This window comes from Modestobacter sp. SYSU DS0657, from assembly GCF_054050925.1.
The window spans coordinates 22,817-48,443 of sequence record NZ_JBJHAG010000010.1; the positions used below are offsets into that span (position 1 = coordinate 22,817).

The 25,627-nt window shown below is 74.3% G+C and carries 26 protein-coding genes, 1 tRNA gene and 2 pseudogenes; 18 read left to right on the forward strand and 11 right to left on the reverse strand.

Features of this window, described 5'->3' with window-relative positions; genetic code table 11:
• The first annotated feature begins 99 nt into the window (after positions 1 to 99).
• From ACI79A_RS08420 to ACI79A_RS08450, 7 genes are all read left to right on the forward strand, one after another.
• Positions 100 to 573 carry a MauE/DoxX family redox-associated membrane protein gene (locus ACI79A_RS08420; RefSeq protein ID WP_457081941.1) on the forward strand — a complete coding sequence of 158 codons (474 nt, stop codon included), beginning with the start codon at positions 100 to 102 and terminating at the stop codon, positions 571 to 573.
• Positions 563 to 1,330 carry a DsbA family protein gene (locus ACI79A_RS08425; protein WP_457081944.1) on the forward strand — a complete coding sequence of 256 codons (768 nt, stop codon included), beginning with the start codon at positions 563 to 565 and terminating at the stop codon, positions 1,328 to 1,330. Before ACI79A_RS08420 ends, ACI79A_RS08425 begins: the two co-directional genes overlap by 11 nt.
• Before the next feature lie 40 nt (positions 1,331 to 1,370).
• Entirely contained in the window at positions 1,371 to 2,651 is a 1,281-nt protein-coding gene (locus ACI79A_RS08430; protein ID WP_457081946.1) for a DUF4232 domain-containing protein, read from the forward strand.
• 26 nt (positions 2,652 to 2,677) lie between these two features.
• Entirely contained in the window at positions 2,678 to 3,022 is a 345-nt protein-coding gene (locus ACI79A_RS08435; protein WP_457081948.1) for a hypothetical protein, read from the forward strand.
• A 150-nt stretch (positions 3,023 to 3,172) separates the two neighbouring features.
• The gene (typA, locus tag ACI79A_RS08440; protein ID WP_457081950.1) at positions 3,173 to 5,062 is read left to right on the forward strand and encodes a translational GTPase TypA; all 1,890 of its coding nucleotides are present in this window, start codon (positions 3,173 to 3,175) and stop codon (positions 5,060 to 5,062) included.
• A 424-nt stretch (positions 5,063 to 5,486) separates the two neighbouring features.
• Entirely contained in the window at positions 5,487 to 5,969 is a 483-nt protein-coding gene (locus ACI79A_RS08445; RefSeq protein ID WP_457081952.1) for a DUF5994 family protein, read from the forward strand.
• Between the two features lie 73 nt (positions 5,970 to 6,042).
• Entirely contained in the window at positions 6,043 to 7,020 is a 978-nt protein-coding gene (locus tag ACI79A_RS08450; RefSeq protein ID WP_457081955.1) for an NAD-dependent epimerase/dehydratase family protein, read from the forward strand.
• A 57-nt stretch (positions 7,021 to 7,077) separates the two neighbouring features.
• Here ACI79A_RS08450 and ACI79A_RS08455 read toward each other — a convergent pair whose 3' ends face one another.
• From ACI79A_RS08455 to ACI79A_RS08485, 7 genes are all read right to left on the reverse strand, one after another.
• On the reverse strand, positions 7,078 to 7,728 hold the full coding sequence (locus tag ACI79A_RS08455) for a class I SAM-dependent methyltransferase (RefSeq protein WP_457081957.1): 651 nt from the start codon (positions 7,726 to 7,728) through the stop codon (positions 7,078 to 7,080).
• Positions 7,729 to 7,738: 10 nt separating this feature from the next.
• Positions 7,739 to 8,758, reverse strand: a complete 1,020-nt coding sequence (locus tag ACI79A_RS08460; protein ID WP_457081959.1) for an NAD(P)/FAD-dependent oxidoreductase — start codon at positions 8,756 to 8,758, stop codon at positions 7,739 to 7,741.
• A gap of 145 nt (positions 8,759 to 8,903) precedes the next feature.
• Positions 8,904 to 9,893, reverse strand: coding sequence for a sulfite exporter TauE/SafE family protein (locus ACI79A_RS08465; protein WP_457081961.1), 990 nt, complete (start codon positions 9,891 to 9,893; stop codon positions 8,904 to 8,906).
• A gap of 84 nt (positions 9,894 to 9,977) precedes the next feature.
• Positions 9,978 to 10,085 carry a putative leader peptide gene (locus ACI79A_RS08470; RefSeq protein WP_457081963.1) on the reverse strand — a complete coding sequence of 36 codons (108 nt, stop codon included), beginning with the start codon at positions 10,083 to 10,085 and terminating at the stop codon, positions 9,978 to 9,980.
• Between the two features lie 58 nt (positions 10,086 to 10,143).
• Complete coding sequence (locus ACI79A_RS08475) at positions 10,144 to 11,586, reverse strand: MFS transporter (RefSeq protein WP_457081965.1); 1,443 nt, start codon at positions 11,584 to 11,586, stop codon at positions 10,144 to 10,146.
• Between the two features lie 9 nt (positions 11,587 to 11,595).
• The gene (locus tag ACI79A_RS08480; RefSeq protein ID WP_457081967.1) at positions 11,596 to 12,597 is read right to left on the reverse strand and encodes an anion permease; all 1,002 of its coding nucleotides are present in this window, start codon (positions 12,595 to 12,597) and stop codon (positions 11,596 to 11,598) included.
• Positions 12,598 to 12,604: 7 nt separating this feature from the next.
• Positions 12,605 to 13,222 carry a DUF47 domain-containing protein gene (locus tag ACI79A_RS08485; protein ID WP_457081969.1) on the reverse strand — a complete coding sequence of 206 codons (618 nt, stop codon included), beginning with the start codon at positions 13,220 to 13,222 and terminating at the stop codon, positions 12,605 to 12,607.
• Positions 13,223 to 13,393: 171 nt separating this feature from the next.
• On the opposite strand from ACI79A_RS08485, the gene ACI79A_RS08490 reads away from it, so the two are divergent.
• From ACI79A_RS08490 to ACI79A_RS08510, 5 genes are all read left to right on the forward strand, one after another.
• The gene (locus ACI79A_RS08490; protein WP_457081971.1) at positions 13,394 to 15,127 is read left to right on the forward strand and encodes a copper resistance CopC/CopD family protein; all 1,734 of its coding nucleotides are present in this window, start codon (positions 13,394 to 13,396) and stop codon (positions 15,125 to 15,127) included.
• A gap of 24 nt (positions 15,128 to 15,151) precedes the next feature.
• On the forward strand, positions 15,152 to 15,868 hold the full coding sequence (locus tag ACI79A_RS08495) for a YcnI family copper-binding membrane protein (protein ID WP_457081973.1): 717 nt from the start codon (positions 15,152 to 15,154) through the stop codon (positions 15,866 to 15,868).
• Entirely contained in the window at positions 15,865 to 16,554 is a 690-nt protein-coding gene (locus ACI79A_RS08500) for an SCO family protein (protein ID WP_457081976.1), read from the forward strand. The genes ACI79A_RS08495 and ACI79A_RS08500 overlap by 4 nt, the downstream gene beginning before the upstream one ends.
• 8 nt (positions 16,555 to 16,562) lie before the next feature.
• Positions 16,563 to 17,645, forward strand: coding sequence for a hypothetical protein (locus tag ACI79A_RS08505; protein ID WP_457081978.1), 1,083 nt, complete (start codon positions 16,563 to 16,565; stop codon positions 17,643 to 17,645).
• 204 nt (positions 17,646 to 17,849) lie between these two features.
• Positions 17,850 to 18,644: a M23 family metallopeptidase gene (locus ACI79A_RS08510; RefSeq protein ID WP_457081980.1), complete on the forward strand. Its 795-nt coding sequence runs from the start codon at positions 17,850 to 17,852 to the stop codon at positions 18,642 to 18,644.
• A 72-nt stretch (positions 18,645 to 18,716) separates the two neighbouring features.
• Here ACI79A_RS08510 and ACI79A_RS08515 read toward each other — a convergent pair whose 3' ends face one another.
• Positions 18,717 to 19,199, reverse strand: coding sequence for a hypothetical protein (locus ACI79A_RS08515; protein WP_457081983.1), 483 nt, complete (start codon positions 19,197 to 19,199; stop codon positions 18,717 to 18,719).
• Positions 19,199 to 19,468, reverse strand: a complete 270-nt coding sequence (locus ACI79A_RS08520; RefSeq protein ID WP_457081985.1) for a helix-turn-helix transcriptional regulator — start codon at positions 19,466 to 19,468, stop codon at positions 19,199 to 19,201. The genes ACI79A_RS08515 and ACI79A_RS08520 overlap by 1 nt, the downstream gene beginning before the upstream one ends.
• Before the next feature lie 190 nt (positions 19,469 to 19,658).
• Between ACI79A_RS08520 and ACI79A_RS08525 the strand changes: the two genes are divergently transcribed.
• From ACI79A_RS08525 to ACI79A_RS08550, 6 genes and pseudogenes are all read left to right on the forward strand, one after another.
• Positions 19,659 to 20,909, forward strand: a complete 1,251-nt coding sequence (locus ACI79A_RS08525; RefSeq protein ID WP_457081987.1) for a 3-deoxy-7-phosphoheptulonate synthase — start codon at positions 19,659 to 19,661, stop codon at positions 20,907 to 20,909.
• Between the two features lie 163 nt (positions 20,910 to 21,072).
• Complete coding sequence (locus tag ACI79A_RS08530) at positions 21,073 to 21,894, forward strand: P-type ATPase (protein WP_457081989.1); 822 nt, start codon at positions 21,073 to 21,075, stop codon at positions 21,892 to 21,894.
• 20 nt (positions 21,895 to 21,914) lie between these two features.
• Positions 21,915 to 22,115: pseudogene (locus ACI79A_RS08535) on the forward strand (HAD family hydrolase); the annotation flags it as partial.
• A gap of 127 nt (positions 22,116 to 22,242) precedes the next feature.
• Positions 22,243 to 22,611, forward strand: coding sequence for a hypothetical protein (locus ACI79A_RS08540; RefSeq protein WP_457082177.1), 369 nt, complete (start codon positions 22,243 to 22,245; stop codon positions 22,609 to 22,611).
• Positions 22,611 to 23,222 (forward strand): potassium-transporting ATPase subunit KdpC, encoded by a 612-nt coding sequence (gene kdpC / locus ACI79A_RS08545; protein WP_457082173.1) that lies wholly within the window; start codon positions 22,611 to 22,613, stop codon positions 23,220 to 23,222. The genes ACI79A_RS08540 and kdpC overlap by 1 nt, the downstream gene beginning before the upstream one ends.
• A gap of 93 nt (positions 23,223 to 23,315) precedes the next feature.
• Positions 23,316 to 23,388, forward strand: a tRNA-Ala gene (locus ACI79A_RS08550).
• A 152-nt stretch (positions 23,389 to 23,540) separates the two neighbouring features.
• On the opposite strand, the pseudogene ACI79A_RS08555 reads toward ACI79A_RS08550, so the two are convergent.
• Positions 23,541 to 24,614: pseudogene (locus tag ACI79A_RS08555) on the reverse strand (tyrosine-type recombinase/integrase); the annotation flags it as partial.
• Positions 24,615 to 24,687: 73 nt separating this feature from the next.
• Complete coding sequence (locus ACI79A_RS08560) at positions 24,688 to 24,987, reverse strand: helix-turn-helix domain-containing protein (RefSeq protein ID WP_457081991.1); 300 nt, start codon at positions 24,985 to 24,987, stop codon at positions 24,688 to 24,690.
• Positions 24,988 to 25,627: the final 640 nt, after the last annotated feature.

Sequence of the window (25,627 nt, forward strand, 5' to 3'; positions counted from 1 at the left end):
GACATCTGTCGGCCCCTTCGGGTGAACACGCAGCTCATCGCCAGGAACTCCCCGGGCCTGCGGGACGACAGTGGGGGAGTGGACGGACGAGGAGGCGCGGTGGCGCCCTGGCTGGCGACGGCGGCGCGGCTGCTGCTGGGCGTCGTCCTGGTGGTCGCCGGCGCGCTGAAGCTGCCCGACCCGGGCGCCGCCGAGCGGGCCGTGCGCGCCTACCGGCTGCTGCCCGAGGCGCTGGTGAGCCCAGTCGCGTTCGGCCTGCCGGTGATGGAGATCGCCGCCGGCCTGGCCCTGCTGGCCGGCGTGTTCGTGCGCACTGCGGCGATCGCCGCGGCGGTGCTGATGGCCGTCTTCATCGCCGCGATCGCCGCCGCATGGGCCCGCGGCCTGCAGATCGACTGCGGCTGCTTCGGCGGCGGCGGTGAGGTCGCGGCCGGCCAGACCGCCTACCCCGGCGAGATCGCGCGGGACACCGGCCTGCTGCTGGTCGCCCTCGCGCTGGCGTGGTGGCCGCGGTCGAGGCTCGCCCTCGGCGCGCCACCCCTCGACAGGACGGAGGTCACCGGTGTCCGGTGAGGAGAAGCGGAACGCTGCCCGGCAGCGGATCGCGCGGAAGCGGGCCGCCGAGGCCGAGGCCCGGGCGGCCGCCGAGCGGCGCCGGCGCACGGTGATCGGCGGCGTGGCCGCCGCCGTCGTGCTCGTGGTCGCCCTCGTCGTCGTCTTCATCGTCCAGTCCTCCCGGACCTCCACCGACACCGACGCCGCCGCGCCCACCGGCACCACCGGGGACGGGTACACCGTCGCAGTCGGCGCGGCCGACGCCCCGGTGACCCTGGATCTCTACGAGGACTTCCAGTGCCCGGCGTGCGCCCAGCTGGAGGCCAGCAGCGGCGACACCGTCCAGCGGCTGGTCGACGACGGCACGGTGCGCCTGCGCTACCACGGGATGGCCTTCCTCGACCGCGCCTCGACCACCGAGTACTCCAGCCGGGCGCTCAACGCGGCCGCCGTCGTGCTGGACGCGGGTGGCACGGACGCCTACCGGGCGTTCCACGAGCTGCTCTTCGCCCACCAGCCCGAGGAGGGCGGTCCGGGCCTGACCGACGACCAGCTCGTCGAGTACGCGGCGCGGGCCGGCGCCACCGGGGACGCCGTCGAGTCCGCCATCCGCGACCGGCGCTACGCCGACTGGGTGGCCGCGGCCACCGACCGGGCCAGCCAGGACGGCGTCAACGCCACGCCGACCGTCCTCGTCGACGGCGAGCAGTTGGACACCAGCGACCTGACCCCCGACGAGATCACCGCCGCCGTGCAGGCCGCCGCCCAGGGCTGACCTCCCCGGCTGCCGGCTCCGGGTGGGGGAAGCTGCGGCGGTGACCCGCGCTCGCAACGCCGTCCTCGCCGTCGGTGCGTTCGGTGGGCTGCTGGCCGCCGCCGGCGCGCTGCGCGCCGGCCGGTACACGCCGGAGTGGCTGGAGTCCGGCCCGCCCTGCGAGCTGGCGGGGGAGTGCACGGCCGCCGACGTCGAGGCGGCGTTGCAGCGCCTGTGGTGGCCGGTCGGTGGCGGTCTGGTGGTGCTGGTCGTCGCCGCTGTGCTGCTCGCGTGGGTCCTGCCGGCCCGGCGTGCGCAGCAGACCGCGCGGCGCTTCCCCGCGCCGGTGCACGCCCTGACCGCCGGGGCGGTCGCCTTCGGTGCGGCCCTGCTGGCGGGGTTCCCGCTGCTGTTCGCGGCGTTCTGGGGCACGCACGGCCTCGCCGTCACCCTCGCGGCGGCCTGGCTGGCGCAGTCGGTCGTGGTGCTGTGGGTGGGGCAGTTCGGGGACCCGGTCGCCTCCACCCCGGGGCGGGCGTGGCTCGCCGCGCTCACGGTGAGCGCGGCGGGCGTCGGGGCCGTGGTGCTCACCTGGGCGACGCTCGAGGAGCCGCGGCTGGAGGTGCTCCCGGTGGTCGACGCCGTGGTGGTCGCGGTCGCCGTGCTGGGCCAGCGGTCGCTGCAGTGGCTCGGGCAGCGCCCGGTGTGGCCGTCGGTGGCCGGGGGCGTCGCCGTGCTCGCCGCCGGGGTGCTGCTGCTGGTCGGGGTCCTGACCCCCGGACCGGCGGAGAGCCCGGTGGCGTACCCGGCCCCGCCGGTCGAGCCGGCACCGGCACCGACGCCGACCCCCGTCCCCACGCCGACACCGGAGCCGACACCGGAGCCGACGCCGGAGCCGGTGGTGGCCGACGTGCCGTGCGTGCAGCAGGACCTGTCCTTCCACGTCGGCGGGTTCGACGCCGCCATGGGCGCCCGCGCGGCTGCGCTGGTGGCCACCAACACCGGGTCCTCGCCCTGCTGGTTGGAGGGCGTCCCGGTCGTCGTCCTGCTGCAGGACGGGGAGCCGCTCGCCCTGCAGGTCGGACCGGGGCAGGCCCCGGAGGGGGGACCCGCCGAGGTTCAGCGGGTCGGCGTCGCGCCCGGTGGCCGGGCGTTCGCGCTGCTCACCTGGCGCAGCTACGGCGGCTGGGCCGACCAGGAGACGCCGCAGGCGGTCACCGTCGCGCTGGACGCGTCCACCACGCTGGTCGAGGCGCGGCTGACCGGGCACGGCGGATCGGCGCCGTTCGACATCGCCGACGGCGGCGCGTGGGGCATCGCACCGTGGGCGCCGGAGCGCTGACCCGGCGGCGGGGGAGACTGGTGGGCATGTCGCCCTCGACCCTCGCCCGCGTGCAGACCCGCTTCCCGTCCGCCGTCCTCGCCGCGGTGGGACTGGCCGCCGGCTTCGGGGTCGCGCAGGGCACCGGGGTGCGGGCGCTGGGCGGGCTCGTCTTCGCCGCGGGTGGGCTGGGCGCCGCCTGGCTCTGGTACCGCCGCCGCGGGCTCGCGGTCGCTGCGGGCCTGGCCGTCGCGTACGTGGCTGCCTTCGTGCTCGCCCACGTGCTCGCCCTCGGCGTCGGCTGGCCGGCATGGCTGGCGGTCGGGCTGGTCACCGTGGCGGTCGCCGCGCTGTCCTGGGTCGTCGCCGACCGCGCGCCGTCCCCTGTCTGAGCCGCCCGTCCGAGTGCGGGACCGGTCACAGCCGGTCGGAGGGGGCCCGTCGTCCCTTAGCATGGGAAGGTCTCGGCCGCCTGGGCCGTTATGACTGGTGCGCGCGGTTGCGCGCGGACCCCCACGCGATCCCCCGAGGTGCCTCTCCGCATGCCCACCCGCAACGACCTGCGCAACGTGGCGATCGTCGCCCACGTCGACCACGGCAAGACGACCCTCGTCGACGCCCTGCTCCGGCAGGCGGGTGCCCTGGGCCGCGCCAAGGGCGAGGGGACGGACAACGACTCGACCCAGGACCGGGTCATGGACTCGATGGACCTGGAGCGCGAGCGCGGGATCACCATCCTCGCCAAGAACACCGCCATCCGACTGGCCGACTCCGACGGCAACCCCGTCGTCGTCAACATCGTCGACACCCCCGGCCACGCCGACTTCGGCGGTGAGGTCGAGCGCGGCCTGTCCATGGTCGACGGCGTCGTCCTGCTCGTCGACGCCTCCGAGGGCCCGCTGCCGCAGACCCGCTTCGTGCTCCGCAAGGCGCTGGGCAAGGGGATGCCGGTCATCCTCGCGGTGAACAAGACCGACCGTTCCGACGCGCGCATCGAAGAGGTCGTCGACGAGTGCTACGAGCTGTTCCTCGAGCTGCTCGAGGACGCCGGGATGGACGCCGACGCGCTCGAGTTCCCGATCGTCTACTGCAACGGCCGCACCGGCCAGGCGTCGCTGAACCGCCCGGAGAACGGCACCGTGCCGGACAGCCCGGACCTCGCGCCCCTGGTCACGACGCTGCTGGACACCATCCCGGCGCCGGAGTACGACGCCGAGGAGCCGCTGCGCGCGCAGGTCACCAACCTCGACGCCTCCCCGTTCCTGGGCCGGCTGGCGCTGCTGCGCATCCACTCCGGTGAGATGAAGCGGGGCCAGCAGGTGGCCTGGTGCAAGGTCGACGGCACCATCCAGCGCGTCAAGATCACCGAGCTGCTGGTCACCGAGGGCCTGACCCGCACCCCGGCCGATAGCGCCGGCCCCGGCGACCTGGTCGCCATCGCCGGCATCGAGGACATCATGATCGGCGACACCCTCGCCGACCCGAACGACCCGCGCCCGCTGCCGCCGCTCACCGTCGACGAGCCGTCGATCTCGATCACCATCGGGATCAACACCTCGCCGCTGTCGGGCAAGTCGGGCAAGAAGCTGACCGCCCGGCTGATCAAGAACCGGCTCGACCAGGAGCTGGTCGGCAACGTCTCGGTGCGCATGCTGCCCACCGAGCGCCCCGACACCTGGGAGATGCAGGGCCGCGGCGAGCTGGCGCTGGCCATCCTCGTCGAGCAGCTGCGCCGCGAGGAGTTCGAGCTCACCGTCGGCCGTCCGCAGGTGGTCACCAAGGAGATCGACGGCAAGCTGCACGAGCCGGTCGAGCGGGTCACCATCGACACCCCCGGCGAGTACGTCGGCACGCTCACCCAGGCGCTGGCCGTCCGTCGTGGGCGCCTGGAGAACCTGGTGCACCACGACACCGGCTGGGCGCGGATGGAGTACATCGTCCCCTCGCGCGGGCTGATCGGGTTCCGCACCGAGTTCCTCACCGAGACCCGGGGCACCGGGGTGCTGAACCACAACCTCGAGGGCTACGAGCCGTGGCTGGGCGACATGCGCGCCCGCCCGACCGGCTCGCTGGTCGCCGACCGCAGCGGCGTGGCGACGACCTACTCGATGTTCTCCCTGCAGGAGCGCGGCCAGATGATGGTCGAGCCCGGCACCGAGGTCTACGAGGGCATGATCGTCGGTGAGAACTCCCGTCCGGACGACATGGACGTGAACATCACCAAGGAGAAGAAGCTCACCAACATGCGCAAGTCCACCTCCGAGGAGCTGGAGCGGCTGATCCCGCCGAAGCTGCTGAACCTGGAGCAGGCGCTGGAGTTCTGCGCCGAGGACGAGTGCGTGGAGGTCACCCCGGGCGCCGTGCGGGTGCGCAAGGTTGAGCTCGACCAGACGATCCGCGGCCGATCCCGGAACCGGAAGCCCAAGCCCTGAGAAAGGTCCCGTCCCTCTCATCCCTCGCACGCTCGGGTGAGCCTCCGGACGGGGCCTGACCGACGGACGCCGTCGTCCCCACCGGGGACGGCGGCGTCCGTCGTTCCCGGCCCGCCCGCTCCGGCGCGCCCGCACTCCCGCCTCTCGCTGTTGATCATCGGCGGGTGGTCCTACCGTGCGGCGTGTCGGGGCGCCACATGCCGATGATCAACGACAGGGTGGGTGGGACTCTTGTGGTCAGAGTTGCCACTTATGAACACAGCGTGATGACGGGCCGGGGCGCCCGGACACGTTGCGCGACGATGCCCGTACCGCGTCGGGGTGTCGCGCGCGGCGGCCTACTTTCCGCTCGGGAGACGTGCGTCCGGCAGGGGAAGGCCGGGCGGCGTCTGGGGGAACTGTGCGGAAGGTGGTCGGAGAACCGATGACGGTGCAGCGGGCAATGGGCTTCCGGAACGGGATCGACGTGCGGGTGCGCCTGCGGCGGGAGGGGGCCCGGGCGGACGTCGCGGTCGACGGCGCGTGGTGGCCGCGCAGCCGCGACCTCGCGGCCGAGCTCCCCGAGCTGGTGGCGGCCCTGGCCGGGCTGGGCGTGCGGGTCGAACGGTTCACCTACCCGTCCACGGTGTGGCAGCCGGTCGACCGCCGGATCGCGGTGGCCGGCCGGATCGTGCGCACCGGGGCCTTCACCAGCATGGACCCGCAGCTGGTCTCGCTCACCGTCGAGGACGACCGGCGGCTGGACCTGCTGGTCGTCCCGCCGGAGGCCGACGCGCTCACCGGTGTGCGGGCGCTGCGGCTGGCCGGGCTGAAGGAGAGCACCGGCAACGCCCAGCGGGTGCTGGCCGCTGCCGGCTCCCGGCCGGGCCCGGAGGTCGTCCCGCTCACCAGCGTCCGCGCCGGCTGACCCCTGCGCCCGGGGGCTACGCCGCGAGCGAACCGGCTCGACGGCGGCCTCCCGGGTGCGATGGGGTCAGCGCATGCGACTCCTGGTGCTCGGCGGCACGCACTTCCTCGGCCGGCACGTGGTCACCGCCGCGCTCGCCCGCGGGCACGAGGTGGCCACCTTCACCCGTGGCGTCTCCGGCGCGCCACCGGACGGCGTGCTGGCGCTGCACGGCGATCGGGACGACCCCGACGCGCTGCCCGCAGCGCTGGACGGCTGGGCACCCGAGCTCGTCGTCGACACCTCGTGCCAGACCCGGGCCGCTGCCGGCCACGCCGCTGCCGCGCTGGCCGGCGTCTCCGGCTACGCCTTCGTCAGCAGCCTCAACGCCTACCGCAACTGGCCTCCCGGGCCCGTGCGGGACGAGGACGAGCCGACCTGGGAGACGCCCGACGACGACTACGGGCCGGTGAAGGCGCACGCCGAGCGGGTGCTGGGCGCGGCGCTGGGCCGGCGGTTCCTGACCGCTCGTGCCGGACTGCTGGTGGGCCCGCACGACCCGCTCTACCGGCTGGGCTGGTGGTTGGACCGGATCGCGGCCGGCGGACGGGTCGTCGTCCCCGAGCACCTGGACCAGCCGATCGCGCTGGTCGACGCCCGTGACCTGGCGGGATGGCTGGTGGAGATGGCCGAGCGGCCCCCCGGCGGGGCCGTCAACGCCACCGGCCCGGTGGAGATGACCACCTTCGGTGACCTGCTGGAGACGTGCCGCGAGGTCACCGGCGGCGACGTCGAGTGGGTGCCGGTGGCCGAGGCCGAGCTGACGGCGGCCGGCGTGCAGCCGTGGCACCACCTCCCGCTGTGGCTGCCGGCCGACGTCGCGGTGACCGCCTGGGACGTCGGCACGACCCGGGCCCGCGCGCTCGGCCTGCCGTCCCGCCCCGTCCGCGCCTCGGTCGCCGACACCTGGGCGTGGATGCAGGCCGCACCGCGCCCCGAGCCGCCGGCCGGGCGTTCGTTGCCGGGGCTGCCCCCCGCCCTGGAGCAGGCGCTGCTCACCGCGGTGGGGTGACCCGTGCCCGCAGGGTGGAGCCGCGTGCGCCCGCGGCCCCACCCTGCTCCGGACGGCTCACCCTCGCCGGCGGGCCCGGACGATCTCGTCGGCGTGGTGGTGACCGTCGTCGCCGGCCGGCCGCGGTCGCGCCTCGGCGACCAGCACCTCCCAGGCGCCCGGGTCCAGCACGGCGGCGACCTCGGTGGCGGCGGCGAACCGGTCGGCGCCCCAGCGGGCAGCGGCCTCCTCCTGGTGGGCGTGGCCGACCCACAGCAGGGTCCCGCCGGCGGCGACCGCGGCCATCAGCCGCGGCAGCAGGACCTCCCGCTGCTCCGCCGTCGGGTGCAGGAAGTGCGCGGTGACCAGGTCGAAGGCCGCGACCGGCGGGTGCCAGTCCTCGAACGACCCCTGCACCCACTCCACCCGGTCGCTCACCCCGGCGGCCGCCGCGTGCTCGGCGGCGCGGGCGAGGGCCACCGCCGACCAGTCCAGGCCGGTCACCCGCCAGCCGCGGCCGGCGAGCCAGAGGACGTCGCCGCCCTCGCCGCAGCCGACGTCCAGGGCCCGCGCCGGGGGCAGGCCGGCGGCCTCGGCCACCAGCGTCGGGTTGACCCGGCCGCTCCACAGCGTCGGGGCCTCGCGGTACCGCTCCTCCCAGGAGGCGTGGTCGTGACCGCTCCCGCCGGGGACGTGCTCGTGCTCGTGCTGCTGGGTGTGCTCGTGCACCGTCTGCTCCTCAGATCCCGTGCCGGCGGTCGCCGAGCACCTGGTCGCGCCGCTCCCGCTCCGTCGCCGCGGAGAAGGGTGCCGCCCGGCGTGCCGCGACGGCCTGCCGGGTCTCCTCCATGCTCAGTTCGCCGTTGATGCCGGCGCCGGCCTTCAGCCCGGCAGCGGCCGCCCCGATGACCTGCGTCATCAGGTCGGTGACGTTGCCGGCCACCCACACCCCGGGGACGTCGGTCGTGCCCACCGGCGTCGCCGGGACGGCGTGGCCCACCACCTGACCCATGGCCTCCACCGGCTGCACCGGCAGGCCGAGGGACTCCAGGACGGCGGAGCGGGCGGTGAACCGGGGGGCGACGACCAGGGCGTCGCGCGGCACCACCCGCCCGGAGGCCAGCCGGACGCCGGACAGCCGGTCGCCGGTGGCCTCGACGGCAGCGACCTCCCCGGTCACCACCGCGACGCCGCGGGCGGCCAGCTGCTCCCACTCCTCGTCGGAGGGCTCCGGCGCGGTGTGCAGGAAGAGCGTCACGTCCTGGCTCCACTGCCGCCACATCAGCGCCTGGTGCACCGCCATCGGGCCGGTCGCCAGGATGCCGATCGCCTGGTCGCGCACCTCCCAGCCGTGGCAGTACGGGCAGTGCAGGACGTCGTGCCCCCACCGCTCCCGCAGTCCGGGCACCTCCGGCAGCTCGTCGACCAGTCCGGTGGTCACCAGCAGCCGCCGGGCGGCCACGGTCCGCCCGTCGGCGAGTGCGACGGTGAACCCGTCGTCGTCCCGGGCGGCCGAGACCACCTCGCCGGACACCACCTCGCCGCCGTAGCCGGCGACCTCGGCGCGGCCGACCGCGAGCAGGTCGCCGGGCGAGGTGCCGTCCCGGCCCAGGTAGTTGTGCATCTCGGTCGCCGGGGCGTTGCGCGGCTCCCCGCCGTCCACCACCAGCACCGACCGGCGGGCCCGGCCCAGTGCCAGTGCCCCGCTCAGCCCGGCGGCACCGCCGCCGACCACCACCACGTCGTACCGCTCGCCCATGGTCGCGCTCCTCGTCCCCGGGCGGCCGGGGTTCGGCCGCCGTCGGGGTCGAGGATGCGAGCGCCGCAGCCTGGACGACAAACATCCTTGCCGGTCCAGCAAACCGGGGCCGGGAGTGGCCTGATCACCCCCGGGCGGGTGTGGCTTACTCGCGGGGAGCGCTGGGGCGGCCGGCGCGGACGCCCGCCTGCGGCTCGGTGGTGTTCGGCTCCCGCGCGGCGCGGGCGAGCTCCTCGGCCTCGGCGGCCAGCGCGTCGGCCGACTCCTGGGCTCGGTCCCTGCGGTACTCGCGGACGGACCACACGACCGCGGCGGCCCAGGTCAGGTAGACCACGGTGTACACCGCGTAGCGAACCGGGTCGGCGGCGTCGACCCAGTCGCTGGTGAGCAGGCTCCGGACGTTGGTCGCCACGATCATCCCGCCCACGCCGGCGCCCAGCAGCCGCGGCGGGACGTAGCGCACCAGCCAGGCGGCCAGCGGCGCGGCGACGAGGCCGCCGGCGAGCAGGCCGAGCACCCAGAACAGGTTGATGCCCTGGCTGCCGAGGGCGAAGAGGAAGCCGAGGCTGGCGGCGAGGGAGACCAGGAACTCGGAGGTGTCGATCGAGCCGATGGTCTTGCGCGGCTCCAGCCGCCCGCTGGCCAGGATGGCCGGGGTGCTCACCGGACCCCAGCCACCGCCGCCGGTCGCGTCGATGAAACCGGCCGTCAGGCCGAGCGGGGCGAGGAAACGTGCCCGCATCGGCTTGCCCAGCCGGCTCGTGTCGATGCCGCGGAGGGTGAACCGGACCAGCAGGTAGATGCCCAGCCCGAGCAGGATCAGCGACATCGCCGGGCCGGCGATCGCGGTGGAGACGTTCGACAGCACGGTGGCGCCGGCGAACGCGCCGACCGCCCCGGGGACGCCGATCTTGGCGACGACCTTCCAGTCGACGTTGCCGAACTTCCAGTGCGACAGGCCCGAGGCGAGGTTCGTGCCGATCTCGGCCAGGTGCACGGTGGCCGATGCGGCGGCGGGGTTGGTGCCGATGGCCAGGAGCAGGGTCGTCGAGGTGACGCCGTAGCCCATGCCGAGGCTGCCGTCGACGAGCTGCGCGCCGAGGCCGGCCAGGGCGAGCAGGATCAGGGTCTTCACGTGGGGGTGCTCCGGGATCGTGGCGCCGGGCGCGGCGGAGCGCGTCGGGCAGGCTGAACGAGGGGCGCCGCGAGCGGCGCGGGATCAGCGGCCCGGACAGGTGGCGGTGGCGACCCGGAGCAGGTCGACGTGCAGACGGCTCACCAGCAGCTCGCCCGGGAGGGCAGCCGGGAGCAGGGCCGTCGTCGTCACGGGGGCATTCCTACCACTTTGGTGCAGATTGTGCGCAACGGTCTCCCACGCAGTGGGATCAGCCGCGCAGGACGTCGTCCCGGATGGTCAGCCAGGCGATGGCCGAGCCGGCGAGCATGAGACCCGCGCACACCACCATGGCCACGGCGAAGCCGGTGCTGAAGGCCTCCGGCCGGGCGTGGTCGACGCCGGAGAGGCCCACGGCCACGGGCAGGGCCGCCACCGCGAGGAGGTTGGCCGCCCGGGCCACCGCGTTGTTGACGCCGCTGGCCACCCCGGCCAGGTGGTCGGGCGCGGCGCCCAGCACGGTGGCGGTCAGCGGGGCGACCAGCGCCGCCATGCCCAGCCCGAGCAGCACCGACCCGGGCAGCACGTCGACCCAGTACGAGCTGCCCGCGTCCACCCGGGTCAGCCAGAGCAGCCCGGCCGCGGCGACGAGGGGGCCGACGGCCATCGGCCGCCGCGGTCCGATCCGCTGGGCCAGCGCGCCCGCACGGGCCGACAGCAACGTGATCAGCAGGATGGAGGGCAGCATGGCCGCACCGGCCAGCGTGGCGCCGTAGCCCAGCACGGTCTGCAGCTGCAGCACCAGGAAGAACGACATCCCGCCCAGGGCGCCGTAGACCGCCAGCGTGCTCAGGTTCGCGCCGCTGAACTGCCGGTCGGTGAAGACCCGCAACGGCAGCATCGGCGCGGGCGCACGCCGCTCGCGCAGCAGGAAGGCGCCGCCGGCGAGCAGGCCCCCGGCGGCCGCGAGCCACACGCCGACGCCGCCGGGGTCCTCCCCGGCGGTGATCAGCGCGTACGTGACACCGCCCAGGGCCAGCGCGCCGAGCACGGCACCCAGGACGTCGAAGCGCCCGTGGTGCGCGGGGTCCCGGCTCTCCGGCACGTGCCGGGCGGCGACCAGCACCAGTAGGGCCACCGGCACGTTGACCCCGAACACCCAGCGCCAGCTGACCGCGTCGATGAGGAGACCGCCGAGGAAGGGGCCGACCAGGCCGGCGATCCCGCCGAGCGCCGACCACAGACCGATCGCCCGGGCCCGGTCGTCCCGGCGGAAGGAGGACTGGATGATCGCCAGGCTGCCCGGCGTCAGCAGGGCGCCGCCGATGCCCTGCAGCACCCGCGCGCCGACCAGGTGCGGGGTGCTCTGCGCGAGACCGCACAGCAGCGAGGCCGCGGCGAACCACACGACGCCGAGCAGGAACACCCGGCGCCGGCCGTACCGGTCGCCCAGCGCACCGCCCAGCAGGATCAGCGCGGCGAGCGCGAGCGTGTAACCGGTGACGGTCCACTGCAGGCCGGACAGCGACGCGCCCAGCTCCGCACCGATCGACGGCAGCGCCACGTTGACCGCGGTGGCGTCGAGCATCGCCATCGCCGAGGCGAGCACGGTGGCCATCAGCACCCAGCGGCCCGGTGGCGTGCCCAGCGCGACCGGCTCGGGTGACCGGTCCGGTGAGCGGGTCCCCTCGGGGGTGCCGGGGGACGAGGTCACCGGCCCTTCCTAGCCGACGACGGCGTGGGTGACCACGTAGGCCAGCGCGGCGACCCCGGCCGCGGCCGGCAGCGTCACCACCCAGGCGACGACGATGCTGCCGGCCACCCCCCAGCGCACCGCGGAGAACCGGCGGGTGGCGCCCACACCCATGATCGAGGTGGTGGTGACGTGCGTCGTCGACACCGGGACGGCGAAGACGGTCGCGGTGGTGACCATGACGCTGGAGGCGACGGTCTGCGCGGCGAAGCCGCCGGCCGGGGTGAGCTGGATGATCCGCCGCCCCAGGGTGCGCATGATCCGGAAGCCTCCGGCGTAGGTGCCGGCGCTGATCGTGATGGCCGCGGCGAAGACCACCCACAGCGGCACCTCGAAGGTGTCGATCTCCCCGGCGGTGACCAGCGCGAGGGTGATGATCCCCATCGTCTTCTGCGCGTCCTGCATGCCGTGGCCCAGCGCCATGGCCGCGGAGCTGGCCACCTGCGCGTGGCGGAAGCCGCGGTGCGCGCGGTGCGCGTTGACGCCGCGGAAGGCCCACAGGATCGCCAGCATGACCAGGTAGCCCACGCCGAACCCGACCAGCGGTGACACCACCATGGGGACGACGACGTCCTCGAGCACGCCCGTCCACTGCACCGAGTGGGCGGCCGCCAGCGTGGCGCCGATCAGGCCGCCGATCAACGCGTGCGAGGAGGAGGAGGGCAACCCGAGGTACCAGGTGATCACGTTCCACACGATCGCCCCGAGCAGCGCGGCGAAGACCAGTTGCAGGCCCTCGCCCCCGGTGGGGGCCTCGATGATGCCGGCGCCCACGGTCTCCGCCACCTTGGTGGAGAGCAGCGCGCCGACCAGGTTCATCACCGCGGCGAGGGTGAGCGCTGCCCGCGGGGTGAGTGCCCTGGTGGAGACGGCGACGGCGATGGCGTTGGCCGCGTCGTGGAAGCCGTTGGTGTAGTCGAAGGCCAGCGCGACGACGACGATGACCGCGAGCGCCAGGAAGAGCGGCTCCATGCGCTGGTCAGGACTCCTTGACCGCGATGGTCTCGACCACGTTGGCCACGTGCTCGAAGGCGTCGGCGGCCTCCTCCAGCTCGTCGGCGACCTCCTTGAGCTTGAGGATCTCCAGCGCGTCGAACTCCCCGGAGTAGAGCCGGGACAGCAGCCGGCGGTACAGCTTGTCGGCCTCGTTCTCCAGCCGGTTGACCTCAATCCAGTAGTCGGCGAGGTCCCGCATCGAGCGCAGCCGCGGCATCGACTCGGCGGTCACCTGGGCGCAGCGCTGCAGCAGCGCCACCTGCTGGCCCATCTCCGCGGGCAGGGTGCCGAGGTTGGTGAGCACCACCAGGTCGGCCGCGGCCTCGATCGCGTCCATCACGTCGTCCAGGTCGCTGGCCAGGTCGATGATGTCCTCCCGGTCGAACGGGGTGACGAAGCTGGAGTTGACCTGCCGGAAGATCGCGTGGGTGGCCTGGTCGCCGACGTGCTCCAGGTCCCGCAACCGCTGCGCCAGCTCCTCGCGGCGGGCGTGCTCGTGCACGAACTCGTCGAGCACGTCGGTGGCGGTGACCAGGTTCTCGGCCGCCGCGGTGAACATGCCGTAGAAGCTCGAGTCGCGGGGGGTGAGGCGGAAGGCCACGCGGTGCTCCGGGGACGAGGGGATCGGTGGCCGCGCTGCCCGAGGGGGCGGGGCCGCAGGCAGCATAGGTCCGCACCGTTCACCGGGAGTTCACCCTCCGTCCATCGGGTGACCCTGGGTGCTCTTCGCCACAGCGGGAACCGGTGGCTGCCGCCGGGCGACTGACCACCCGTGCAGCACGCCGGCCGCGGGAGGACCCGCACGTACCGCGTCGTCCCCGCCCTCCTGCTGCTGGCGGGGCTGCTCGCCGCCGGGCTCGGGCTCGACGTGCTCACCGCGCCGCCGGCCGCGGCGCACGCCACGCTCGTCACCACCACCCCCGCCGACGGTGCGCGGCTGGACGACGTCCCGGACGAGGTGACGCTCGAGTTCGACGAGCCGGTGTCGCTGGGCGCCGGCTACGCCCGGGCCCTGGGCGCCGACGGCGAGCGGGTCGACACCGGCGCGGCCGAGGCCCGCGACGGCACGGTCACCGTGCCGCTGCGCGACGACCTGCCCGACGGTGGCTACCTGGTCACCTACCGGGTGGTCTCCGCCGACTCCCACCCGGTCTCGGGGGCCTTCTCCTTCGTGGTCGGGAACGGCGAGCTGCTGCCGGTCTCCGCCGCGGCCGACGACGCCGACGTCCACCCCGTCGTCGCCACCGCGCTGCCGGCGGCCCGCTGGCTGGGCTACCTCGGGCTGGCGCTGGGCCTCGGCGTCCCGCTGGCGCTCGCGGTCTGCTGGCCCGGTGGCTGGGCGGTGCCGCTGCTGCGCCGGCTGACCCTGGGGGGCCTGGGCGCCGTCGCCGCCGGTGCGCTGCTCGGGTTCCTGCTGCAGGGGCCGTACGCGGCCGGCCTCGGTCCCGGCTCGCTGCTCGACCCCGACCTGGTGGGCGCCACCCTCGGCTCCGCCCACGGCCTGACCCTGCTCGCCCGCCTGCCGCTGGCGGCCGCGCTGGTCGCGCTGCTCGCCACCGGCTGGCGCGCCGGCCGGCCGCCGGCGCCGGGGCTGCTGGTCGGCGCCGGGGTGCTCGCCGCGGCGCTGGTGGTGGCGGTGGCCGCCGTCGGGCACCCGGTGGCCGGCCCGCTGCCGGGGCTGGCCGTGCCGGTGGCGGCGGTGCACGCGGCGGCGATGGCCGGCTGGCTGGGTGGGCTGACCGCGCTGTTCGCCGGGGGTCTGCGCCGGCGCGAGGACGCCGCGGACCGGGTGGGGGAGCTCGCGCTCGCCCTGCCCCGGTGGTCGCGGCTGGCCGCGGGGCTGATCGCCGCGCTGGTGGTCACCGGCGTGCTGCAGTCGGTGCGCGAGGTCGGCTCGCCGTCCGCGCTGGTCGACACCGCCTACGGGTGGCTGCTGGTGGCCAAGCTCGTGCTGGTGCTCGGGGTGCTGGTCGCCGCGCTGGTCAGCCGGGACTGGGTGCAGCAGCGGCTGGGGGACCGCCGCCGGTCCCGTGTCCCGGCCGGGGGGTCACCGGCCGAGCACCTCGGGGTGCTGCGGCGCTCGGTGCTGGTCGAGCTCGCCGGCGCGGCCGTCGTCCTCGCGGTGTCGGCGGTGCTGGTCGGCACCCCACCCGCGCGCGCCGCCGTCGCCGACCCGGTCGAGGTGACGCTGCCGCTGCAGTCGGCCGGCGGCACCGACGGCACGGTGCAGGTGACCCTCGCCCCGGCCTCGCCCGGCCCCGCGTCGCTGCACGTCTACCTGTTCGACGACGCCGGCACGTTGGTCCAGCCGCGGCAGATCAGCGTCACGCTCACCGAGCCGCAGCAGGAGATCGGCCCGATCGACGTCGACCTCGCCGGCGCCGGACCCGGCCACTACGTCGGCGACCCCACCCTGCCCACCGCCGGCACCTGGACCCTCACGGTCACCGTCCGGCTGGACGAGTTCACCGCCGTCACCGCCAGCACCACCTTCCCGGTGCGCTGACCCACCCTGATCGAGGAGAACCCCATGAGCCTGTCCACCACGCGCCGCCTCGGCGTCGTGCTCCCCGTGGCGCTGGCCACCGTGCTCACCGCCGGCGTGGGCGCCGCCTCCGCGCACGTCACCGTCTCCAGCTCGGACGCCTCGCCCGGCGGCTACGGCAAGCTGACCTTCCGGGTACCCAACGAGAGCGACACCGCCAGCACCGTCGCGCTGCGCATCCAGGTGCCCACCGACGCCCCGCTCGCCTCGTTGCGCGCGCAGCCGGTGCCGGGCTGGACGATCACGATGACCCGCACCCAGCTCGACGAGCCGGTCGAGGTGCACGGCAGCGAGGTCGACGAGGTCGTCTCGGTGGTCGAGTTCCGCGCCGTCGACGGCGGGGGCATCGACCCGGGGCAGTTCCAGGAGTTCGCGCTCTCCGGCGGGCCCTTCCCCGACGCCGACGAACTGGCCTTCAGCGCGGTGCAGACCTACAGCGACGGCACCGAGGCGGCCTGGATCGAGCCCGCAGTCGAGGGGCAGCCCGAACCCGAGCACCCGGCGCCGGTGCTGTCGCTGGCTGCGGACGGGAACGCCGGGCACGGGGAGACCGCCGACCCGGGGACGACGACCGCCGCGGAGGACGACGGTGGCGACGGGCTGGCCGTCACCGCGCTGGTGCTCGGGGCCCTCGGCCTGCTCGCCGGGCTCGGCGGTCTCGGGCTCGGTCTGGCCGCGCGCCGACGTACCGTGTCCTCGTGAGCTCCCGGACCCTCCCTGCCCGGTTCCGTCCCGCCCTGGCGGGGGTGCTGCTCGCCGCCGGGGTGGTGCTCGCCGGGTGCGGCGGGGACGCCGCCGCCGACGACCCGGCCCAGGCCGGTGGACACGACCACGGCGCCGAGGTGTCGCCCCCGGTCACGGTCGAGGGGGCGGACAGCCCGTACTCGGGCCTGCACCTGAAGGACCCCTACCAGAAGCCGTCGTTCACGCTGACCGACACCGCCGGGCAGCCCTACGACTTCGCCGCGGCCACCGCCGACGGGCCGACGCTGCTGTTCTTCGGCTTCACCAACTGCCCGGACATCTGCCCGACCACGATGGCCGACGTCCGGCTGGCCCTCGGCGACGTCGACCCGGCGGTGGCGGAGCGGACCAACGTGGTATTCGTGACCACCGACCCGGCCCGGGACACCCCCGAGGTGCTGGGGGAGTACCTGGCCCAGTTCGACGCCGAGCTGCCCACCCGGTTCGTCGGGCTGACCGGCGACCAGGAGCAGATCGAGCAGGCGCAGATCGCCGCCGGCGTGCCGCTGGCGAAGGACAACGGCGAGGCGCACTCGGCGATGCTGCTGCTCTACGGCACCGACGGGGAGGCCGACGTCGCCTTCAACGCCGGCAACACCAGCCGCGACATCGCCCACGACCTGGCGCTCGTCGCGGCCGAGTGAGCGGCGGGGTGGTGCACGCCTGGGGCGGCCGGCTGGGCGTCGTCCTGCTGGGGCTTCTGGCGACCCTGGCGGTGGCGAGCCCCGCCGTCGCGCACGTCGGCGGGGGCGCGGCCGGCAGCGACTTCGACGGGCGGGTCACCTCGGTCAGCCCGCAGCCGGCCGGGGTGAGCGTCCGGGTGCTGGAGTTCGGTGACGCCCTCGAGGTGGTCAACGAGACCGGCGCCGAGCTGACCGTCCCCGGCTACAACGACGAGCCGTACCTGCGGATCGGGCCGGACGGCGTCTGGCGCAACGCGCTGAGCCCGGCCACCTACCTGAACCTGGACCGCTACGGGCTCACCCCGGTGCCCGACGACGTCGACGTGACCGCGCCGCCCCGCTGGGAGCAGGTCTCCACCGAGCCGCAGTACGTGTGGCACGACCACCGCACGCACTGGATGACCGAGAGTCTGCTGCCCCCGGCGGTCGCTGCCGACCCCACCCGCGCGCACCTGGTCGCGGAGTGGACCGTGCCGATGACGCACGCCGGTGCGCCGCTGCTGGTCACCGGTGAGCTCACCTGGAGCCCGCCACCGCCCGCCTGGCTGGTCTGGCCGGTCTACGGGCTGCTGCTGGCCGGCACCGTGCTGGCCGGGTGGCGGGCGCGGACGCCACGCCCGCTGGCGGTCACGCTGGGCGCCGGCGGGCTGGCGGCGCTGGCGCATGCGCTGGCCACCCCCGAGCCGCCGGTGACGGTCGGCTCCCACGCGGGGGCGCTGGTCTCCGCGCTGCTGCCGGCGCTGCTGGCGGTGCTGGTCGCGGGCGTCGGCGTCCGGGCTGCCCTGCGCGACCGCGGGGTGCTCACCGGGCTGATGGCGGTCGTGGGCGGGTGGCTGCTGCTGGTGCAGGGGCTGCCCGACGTCGACGTGCTGTGGACCGCGCACACGATCACCCGGGGCCCGGAGCTGCTCGGTCGGGCCGCGGTCGCCGTCCTGGTCGTCGGAGGGCTGGGCCTGGTGGTCGGCGGGGCGCTGGCGGCCCGCCGGTTCCGGGACGACGTCCGGCGACGCCCGGCGGTCGAGGCGCCCGCGCCGGAGCCCGTCGGCGGCTGACCCGCTCCGGCGGCGCCGGATCGCCGGGTCGATGTGTCGCCGTGTCGACATGTCGACCCGTTCCGGACCGTGACGAAGGCGTCACACGGCGTGTCTCGGGGAACACGCCGTCGGACAAATTACAAAGCTGCAACTCGATGTTTGGATGACTGCCGTACCGATCCGGCGCTTCCCGCGTCGCCGTCGAACGGAGGGGCAGCGCGCATGACTTCGAGGCACGTCGGCAGCGTCGTCGAGGGAACCCGACGGACCGTCGCCGAGGTCGTCGCCGAGGTCTCGCCCGACACCGCCGAGCGTCTCGCCGTCCGCCCCGACGCGGTGCGGAGCCGGCGGCCCGCCGCGCTGCTGGCGGCGTTGGCGATCGGTGGCCTGGTCGCCTTCCTGGGCAGCCACGCGCTGCCGACGGCGGAGGCCCAGCCGGTCGAGGTGGCCGCGCTGCTGGCCGCCGACTCCTCGCTCATCGACGAGGAGGCGGCGCTGATGCCGCAGTCGTCGATCAGCGAGGCCGAGGCCCGCGAGCGGCTGGCCGAGGTGGCCGCCGCCCGCGCAGAGCGCCGGGCCCGCGAGGAGGAGGCGGCCGCGGCGGCTGCGGAGGCCGCCCGCCCCAAGGTCGTCGCCCCGCTGGACACCTACCGGTTGACCAGCGGCTTCGGTTCGCGCTGGGGCACGACGCACTGGGGCGTGGACCTCGCCGCCCCGATGCTCACCCCGGAGTACTCGGTGGAGGACGGCGTCGTGCTGCGGGCCGGTGCGGCCAGCGGCTACGGGCTGGCCGTGTACATCCTCGGCGAGAGCGGCGATGTGACCGTGTACGGCCACATGGAGAAGATCCAGGTGCGCGCCGGCGACGTCGTCGAGGCCGGTGACCAGATCGCGCTGCTGGGCAACCGCGGCCAGTCGACCGGGCCGCACCTGCACTTCGAAGTGCACTCCGGCGGGCTGGAGGGCAAGCGGGTCGACCCGGTCAAGTGGCTGGCCGCCCGCGGCGTCGACCTCTGAGAACTCGCTTTCCGCGCCGAAAGCGAGCCTTCCGCCTGCGCTTTCGGCGCCGAAAGCACAGCCGGGCAGGGCTCAGAGGTCGCGGGTGGCGGCGGTGACGAGCGTCGGCAGCACGAGGGCGACGTGGAAGGGCAGCAGCAGGGCGCCCATGAGCACGTTGTCGCCCGGTGCCGGCCAGTCCGCGAACAGCCAGACGGCGGCGACGAACAGCTCGGCGGTCAGCAGGCCGAAGCCGATCCAGTAGGCGCGGGCGTAGGCCTCACCGCGCAGCTGCCACTGCCGCTCGTCCAGCGCCTCGGCCGGGAGTTCCTCCACCCCACGGGTGCTGGCCTTGAGGGCGCCGAGGAGCAGGACGAAGGCGATCACCACGACCGCCATGCCAACGACGAAGACCACCGGAGCGCGTTCGGCGATGAGGACGAGGCCGGCCTCCGCGACCAGCAGCCCGCTGAGGGCGGCGACCAGCCGGCGGCGCGTGCGCGGGGTGCGGAGTGACTCGAACTGCGGGTCGTCGAGGCGGGCGGCGCGACGCTGGGTGCGGGTGGGGGCGCTCATCAGGACTCCTTGGTGCCGTAGACCTGCTCGGACAGGGTGCGGAACGGGGTGAGGGAGAAGACCGCCTCCATCGGGAGGCCGAAGACCGCGGCCAGCCGCAGCGCGAGGGTGGCGCTGGGGCTGTACTCGCCGCGCTCGAGGTAGCCGATGGTCTGGTAGTGCACGCCGACCGCGTCGGCCAGCTCCTGGCGGGACATCCCGCGCTCCGTGCGCAGCACGGTGAGCCGGTTGTACAGCTGGGGCTCGTCGGAGCGTTTGCGCGGCGGCATGTAGCAAACTTACTACAAATGGAGAGTCGCGCGCTATCTCTGATCCGTTTACCGCTCTGGCCGGTGGATGCGGCGGGTCCGGGTGGAGCGGGGAGATGGTTCCCTGGCGGAGCGGTGGGCGGACTGCACCTCCGCCGGGTGGGCGTGCCGGCCCTCCGCTGAGCCGACCGTCCAGGAGGAGTACGCCCCGATGGCCCAGCACGAGGACACCCCGGCCGACCGGTTGCTCGAGGTCGCGGCACGGATCGCCGACCACCTGCTGGACGTGCAGCGACAGGTCAACCGGCGGATCGACGCGATGCACGCCGAACTGCTCCCCGGTGTCCGCGAACAGCTCGGGCTGCCGGACTCCGACGCCGTCGACCTGTCCGGCCTGGTGAACACCCGGATCGCCGGCCTGAGCATCGTCGTCACCCCGGAGGCCGTCGCCTCGGTGGTGCCGCTCCCGGAGTCGGCCACCACCACCACGCGGGCCGGGCGCGCGGCCATGACCGAGATCGTGAGCGGCCGGAGCGGGCGCCTGGCGGTCATCGCGGGACCGTGCTCGATCCACGACCCCGTCGCCACGCTGGAGTACGCCGACTTCCTCCGCCGGATGCGGGCCCGCTTCGGGGCCGACCTGGAGATCGTGATGCGCACGTACACGGAGAAGCCGAGGACGGAGGTGGACTGGAAGGGCTTCGCCTACGACCCGTACCTCGACGGCTCCAACCGGATCAGCGTCGGGCTCGTGGCCACCCGGATGCTCATGGCCCGCATCACCGCCACGGGGGTTCCGGTGGCGGCCGAGCCGCTGAACGCCCTCACCCCCCAGTACGTCGACGGCCTGGTGACCTACAACGGCGTGGGCGCGCGCAACGTCACCGACCAGACCGCCCGCGAGCGGGTGTCCGGGTTCTCCGCCGTCGTCGGGTTCAAGAACTCCCCGGAGGGGAGCATCGACGCCGCCATCTCCGCTGTCATCGCCGCCCGGGCGCCGCACGAGTTCCTGGGCGTCGACCGCCACGGCATCTCCGCCCAGCTGTCGACCACGGGCAACGAGACCGGGCACGTGATCCTGCGCGGTGACAAGGACGGCCCGAACTACTCCGCCGCCCACATCGCCCGCACCCGCGAGCGGCTCCGTGCGCGCGGGCTGCCGGAGGTGCTCGTGGTCGACGCCTCGCACGGCAACAGCCAGAAGGACCACCTGCGCCAGATCGAGGTCGTGCGCGACCTGGCCGGCCAGATCGCGGGCGGGGAGACGGCGATCCGCGGGGTGATGGTGGAGAGCAACCTCGTCGCGGGGCGGCAGGACCTCGACCAGCGGCGTCCCGACGCGCTCGAGCACGGCAAGAGCGTCACGGATGCCTGCGTGGACCTGGCCACCACGGAGACCCTGCTCGAGGAACTGGCCGGCGCGGCCCGGGAACGGCGCGAGCGCGGCGGCACGGCCGGCTGATGCCTGGCCTGGCGGCGCGACGGCGGGCTGCCCAGGTGGCCGCGGAAGCTGCCGTCGAACAGCCAGGCGGTGCCTTGATCGCGTGCGTGAGCCGGGCGAGCGAGGACTCCAACCGGCGGATGCTGCGGGTCCGGGACGCGAGTCCGGCGGTGACCGGTCGGCGGTGACCGGCGGGACGACGGTGCTGTCCGACCGGATCGTCGTGGAGATCACCAGCAAGCCGGGGGACACCTTCGTCGACCGGATGATCGCCCTGGTCGAGGTCGCCTCCCGGCAGCGGACGCCGAACGAGATCGCGCTGAACATCCTGCTCAGCTCGCTGACCGTGGTGTTCCTGATCGTGGTGGTGACGCTGCAGCCCCTGGCGCTCTACTCGGGAGCAGAGCAGTCGCTGACCACGCTGATCGCGCTGGTGGTCTGCCTGATCCCGACCACGATCGGGGCGCTGCTGTCGGCGATCGGCATCGCCGGGATGGACCGCCTCGTGCAGCGCAACGTGCTGGCGATGAGCGGCCGCGCGGTCGAGGCGGCCGGCGACGTGAACACCCTGCTGCTGGACAAGACCGGCACCATCACCCTCGGCAACCGGCAGGCGTCGGAGTTCGTCGCCGTCGGCGGCTGTTCGGACGACGAGGTCGCCGACGCGGCGCAGCTGGCCTCGCTGGCGGACGAGACGCCGGAGGGCCGCAGCATCGTCGTCCTGGCGAAGGAACGCTACGGCCTGCGCGGGCGCGGCGACCTGCCCGGTGCGGTGTTCGTGCCGTTCACCGCGCAGACCCGGATGAGCGGGGTCGACCTGCCCGATGGCCGGCAACCGCGCAAGGGCGCCGCGGGCGCGGTGCTGGCGTGGGTGCGGGCGCAGGACGGCCCGGTGCCGCCGGAGGTCGGGGACGTCGTCGACGGCATCTCCGCCGCCGGCGGGACGCCGCTGCTGCTGGCGTCGGCCCCGGCCGACGGCGCCCGGGTGCTGGCGTCATCCACCTGAAGGACGTCGTCAAGGCGGGGATGTCCGAGCGGTTCGCCGAGCTGCGCCGGATGGGGATCCGCACGGTGATGATCACCGGCGACAACGAGCGGACCGCCCGGGCGATCGCCACGGAGGCCGGGATCGACGACGTGCTGGCCGAGGCGACGCCGGAGGACAAGCTGGCGCTGATCCAGCGGGAGCCGTCCGGTGGCCGGCTGGTGGCGATGACCGGGGACGGGACGAACGACGCCCCGGCGCTGGCGCAGGCCGACGTCGGGGTGGCGATGAACACCGGGACGACCGCGGCCAAGGAGGCCGGCAACATGGTCGACGCTGGACTCCGACCCGACGAAGCTGATCGAGATCGTGGAGATCGGCAAGCAGCTGCTGATCACCCGGGGGTCGCTGACCACCTTTTCCATCGCCAACGACCTGGCGAAGTACTTCGCGATCCTGCCGGCGATGTTCGCCGGGGTGTTCCCGGGGCTGGACGCGCTCAACGTGATGCGGCTGGCGTCGCCGGAGTCGGCGATCCTCTCGGCGGTCGTGTTCAACGCGCTGATCATCGTGGCGCTGGTGCCGCTGGCGCTGCGCGGCGTGAAGTACCGGCCGGCGTCCGCGTCGGCGATGTTGCGCCGCAACCTGCTGCTCTACGGCGTCGGCGGCGTGGTGCTGCCCTTCGTCGGGATCAAGCTCATCGACCTGCTCGTCTTTCTCATCCCCGGGATCGCGTGATGTCCGCTCTGCGTTCGGGCCGCCAGCTGGTGGCCGCCGTCCGTGCCCTGCTCGTGGCCACCGTGGCGCTCGGGCTGGCCTACCCGTTGCTGATGACGGGCGTGGCCCAGCTGATCGCGCCGGCCCGCGCCGACGGGTCGCTGGTCTCGTCGTCCGACGGCACGGTGGTGGGTTCGTCGCTGATCGGCCAGTCGTTCACCGACGAGGACGGCGACCCGCTGCCGGAGTACTTCCAGACCCGGCCGTCGGCGTCGGACTACGACGGCGCGGCATCGGGCGGGTCGAACCTGGGGCCGAACTCCGAGGAGCTGGTCGCTGCGGTGGGGGAGCGGCGGGCTGACGTGGCCGCCTTCAACGGGGTCGCTGTCGACGAGGTGCCGGCCGACGCGGTGACGGCGTCCGGCTCGGGGCTCGACCCGGACATCTCGCCGGAGTACGCGGCTCTGCAGGTGGCCCGCGTCGCCGAGGCGCGTGGGATGCCGGTGGACGACGTCCGGGCGCTGGTGCACGAGCACACCGACGGGCGGGACCTCGGCTTCATCGGGGCGCCGCACGTGCGGGTGCTGGAGCTCAACCTGGCGCTCGACCAGCGCTTCGGCGCAGAGGGCTGACGACACGGTGCCCGGCGGGGACCCCTCCGCCGGGCGCCGTTCACCCTGATGTAGTGTTCTCCACGGCTCGGACACACCAGACCGGGTCGGCAAGGGGCTGTGGCGCAGCTGGTAGCGCACCACACTGGCAGTGTGGGGGTCAGGGGTTCGAGTCCCCTCAGCTCCACCCCGATGACCAGGCCGTTCTCCTTCTGGAGGACGGCCTGAGTCGTCTCTGGTTGCAGTTGTGGTTGCAGTTTGCCCACCCTTACCTGGCAGCAGCAGGGTGCCCATCCGGTCGGCGGCTTCGCGTGCCAGTGCCGGCATGACGTGGCTGTAGATGTCCATCGTGGTGCGCATCTGGCTGTGGCCGAGCAGCTCCATGACAACCCGCGGGTGGACGTTCTCGCTCAGCAGCAGGGTGGCCGCGGTGTGCCGACCGTCGTGCAGCCGGACGTGGCGGACGCCGGCCTTGTGGAGCAGGCGGGTCCAGTCGTCGTAGTCGGTCTTCTTGTCGATCGGCCGGCCGTTGGGCTGGGCGAAGACCAGGTCCTCGTCGTGCCACTCGGAGCCGGCCAGCATCCGCTCGCCGAGCTGGGCGGCCTTGTGCTCCTGCAGTGCGGCGACCAGCGGCAGCGGCAGCGCCAACGTGCGCTGGCTGCGGCGGGTCTTGGGCTCCTCGTAGATCAGCCCGCCGCCCCGGACCCGGTGGATGCTGCGCCGCACGGTGAGGGTGCCGGCCAGCGGGTCGATGTCCTTCCACTGCAACGCCAGCGCCTCCGACTGGCGGAGGCCGAGAGCGAGCGCGACGGTCCAGCGGGCGGAGTTGCGGACGCCGGCCGCGGCGTGCAGCACGGCACGGGCCTCGCCGAGGTCGAGGGCGGTGGCGACGTCGCTGGCGCGCTGGGCCGGCGGGTCGACGAGCGCGGCGACGTTGCGCGGGACGTGGCCGCGTTGGACCGCGACCGTGAGGGCCCGGGACAGGATGCGGTGGTGCCGGAGCACCGAGGCGGGGGAGTAGCCGTCGTCCAGCAGGGCGGTGTAGAGCTGGTCGAGGTGCTCCGGCCGCAGCCGGTCGAGGCGGTGCCGGCCGATGCCGGGGATCAGGTGCTTGCGGACGGCCGACCCGTAGCTCTCCAGCGTCCGCTGACGCACCCGGCGCGGGGCAATGGTCGTCAGCCAGTGCTCGAGCCACCAGGCGACGGTCGGGGTCGACGTCTCGCCGACCGTCCCGGAGTCGCGCTTGCGCTCGAGCTCTCGGACCTTGGCGACCACGACGCCGCGGCTCTTGCTGCTGACGTGCCGGCGGTCGAGCTTGCCGTCGAGCGTGAAGCCGACGGATACGTAGCCGTGCCAGCGGCCGTCGGCGCCCTTGTAGATCGTCGACTCGCCGTTCGAGGCGCGTCCCGCCATTGGTCACCCCTGGGTCGTGGGCCGGAGTGTCAGTCTGGCCGAGCGGTCCGACACCGGCGGAGCGGTTGTGGACTCACGCGGCATCAGGCGACGTCGGGCCGAGTTCGAAGAGTCCGCGCTGGTCCGTGGTGGTCCGGGTCCGGCGCAGCGCACGAGGAGCGGTGCGGGGAGCTTCCAGGCCGCGAACGTATCGTTCGAGCTCGCTGCGGGAGAGGCGGCAACTCCGGCCGATGTGGACGGGGTGCAGGTCGCCAGCCTTCATCAGCGCGTAGATCGTCGTGCGCCCGAGGCGGAGCACCGTGGCGGCCTCTTCCGGTGTGAGCAGCAGCGGGTCGCTGGAGACCGGCTCCTGAGGTCGCTGCGCGTCGCTCATCTGGCCCCTCCTCGTCCTGTGGCCTCGTGCGCCGGCGTTCGGCGCCGCACGCCCACCTGGAGAAGGCGCCATTTCCGGCCGGTTGGTGACAGTGCCCGGCGAAGTTCCTGTTTTCCTCCAGTTCTCCGGCGGCCCGGGCCCCGGTTCGCCGAGGGTCCCGTCCGTCGGGGTCGCTCGTCCTCCGACCTTGCTGCGAGGCGTCTCCGGTCTTCGTCCAGTCGGCGACGGCCCCGCGCAGTGTCACGCGGTCACAGCGAACCGAGCCCGTCGCCGGTCGTAGCGCAGGCATCGACGGGTCGTGCTCGACGAGGTGCGCACGGGTGGCCGCCGACGGGGCCTTGCTGCCGCCTGAGGAACTGGTGCCGCTAACGCCTGGGCGAGCGTCCAACGCACATCCTTGCGAGCTCGCCGCCGCGTGCCGCGCCACGTCACCCCTTGAGCAGACCTCCGCACCGTCGACCCGATCGGCGACGCACGCCCGTCCTCGCCTGAACGCTCTGCGCAGGCCATCTCGACTGCCGAACCGGAGAAGACCACGACCCGACACACCTCATGCATCAAGGGTCCATTTGAAATCGTTGTGACGAGTCGGCGGCGACGAGACGTCGGTGGCCGCCGCAGATAGCTCGGCCGGTGGACG

Coding starts and splice junctions, on each gene's coding strand:
- ACI79A_RS08435 (WP_457081948.1), top strand. CDS start 2,678: ATGTCGCCCTCGACCCTCGCCCGCGTGCAGACCCGCTTCCCGTCCGCC.
- typA (WP_457081950.1), top strand. CDS start 3,173: ATGCCCACCCGCAACGACCTGCGCAACGTGGCGATCGTCGCCCACGTC.
- ACI79A_RS08445 (WP_457081952.1), top strand. CDS start 5,487: ATGACGGTGCAGCGGGCAATGGGCTTCCGGAACGGGATCGACGTGCGG.
- ACI79A_RS08450 (WP_457081955.1), top strand. CDS start 6,043: ATGCGACTCCTGGTGCTCGGCGGCACGCACTTCCTCGGCCGGCACGTG.
- ACI79A_RS08460 (WP_457081959.1), bottom strand. CDS start 8,758: ATGGGCGAGCGGTACGACGTGGTGGTGGTCGGCGGCGGTGCCGCCGGG.
- ACI79A_RS08480 (WP_457081967.1), bottom strand. CDS start 12,597: ATGGAGCCGCTCTTCCTGGCGCTCGCGGTCATCGTCGTCGTCGCGCTG.
- ACI79A_RS08495 (WP_457081973.1), top strand. CDS start 15,152: ATGAGCCTGTCCACCACGCGCCGCCTCGGCGTCGTGCTCCCCGTGGCG.
- ACI79A_RS08510 (WP_457081980.1), top strand. CDS start 17,850: ATGACTTCGAGGCACGTCGGCAGCGTCGTCGAGGGAACCCGACGGACC.
- ACI79A_RS08515 (WP_457081983.1), bottom strand. CDS start 19,199: ATGAGCGCCCCCACCCGCACCCAGCGTCGCGCCGCCCGCCTCGACGAC.
- ACI79A_RS08520 (WP_457081985.1), bottom strand. CDS start 19,468: ATGCCGCCGCGCAAACGCTCCGACGAGCCCCAGCTGTACAACCGGCTC.
- ACI79A_RS08525 (WP_457081987.1), top strand. CDS start 19,659: ATGGCCCAGCACGAGGACACCCCGGCCGACCGGTTGCTCGAGGTCGCG.
- kdpC (WP_457082173.1), top strand. CDS start 22,611: ATGTCCGCTCTGCGTTCGGGCCGCCAGCTGGTGGCCGCCGTCCGTGCC.
- ACI79A_RS08560 (WP_457081991.1), bottom strand. CDS start 24,987: ATGAGCGACGCGCAGCGACCTCAGGAGCCGGTCTCCAGCGACCCGCTG.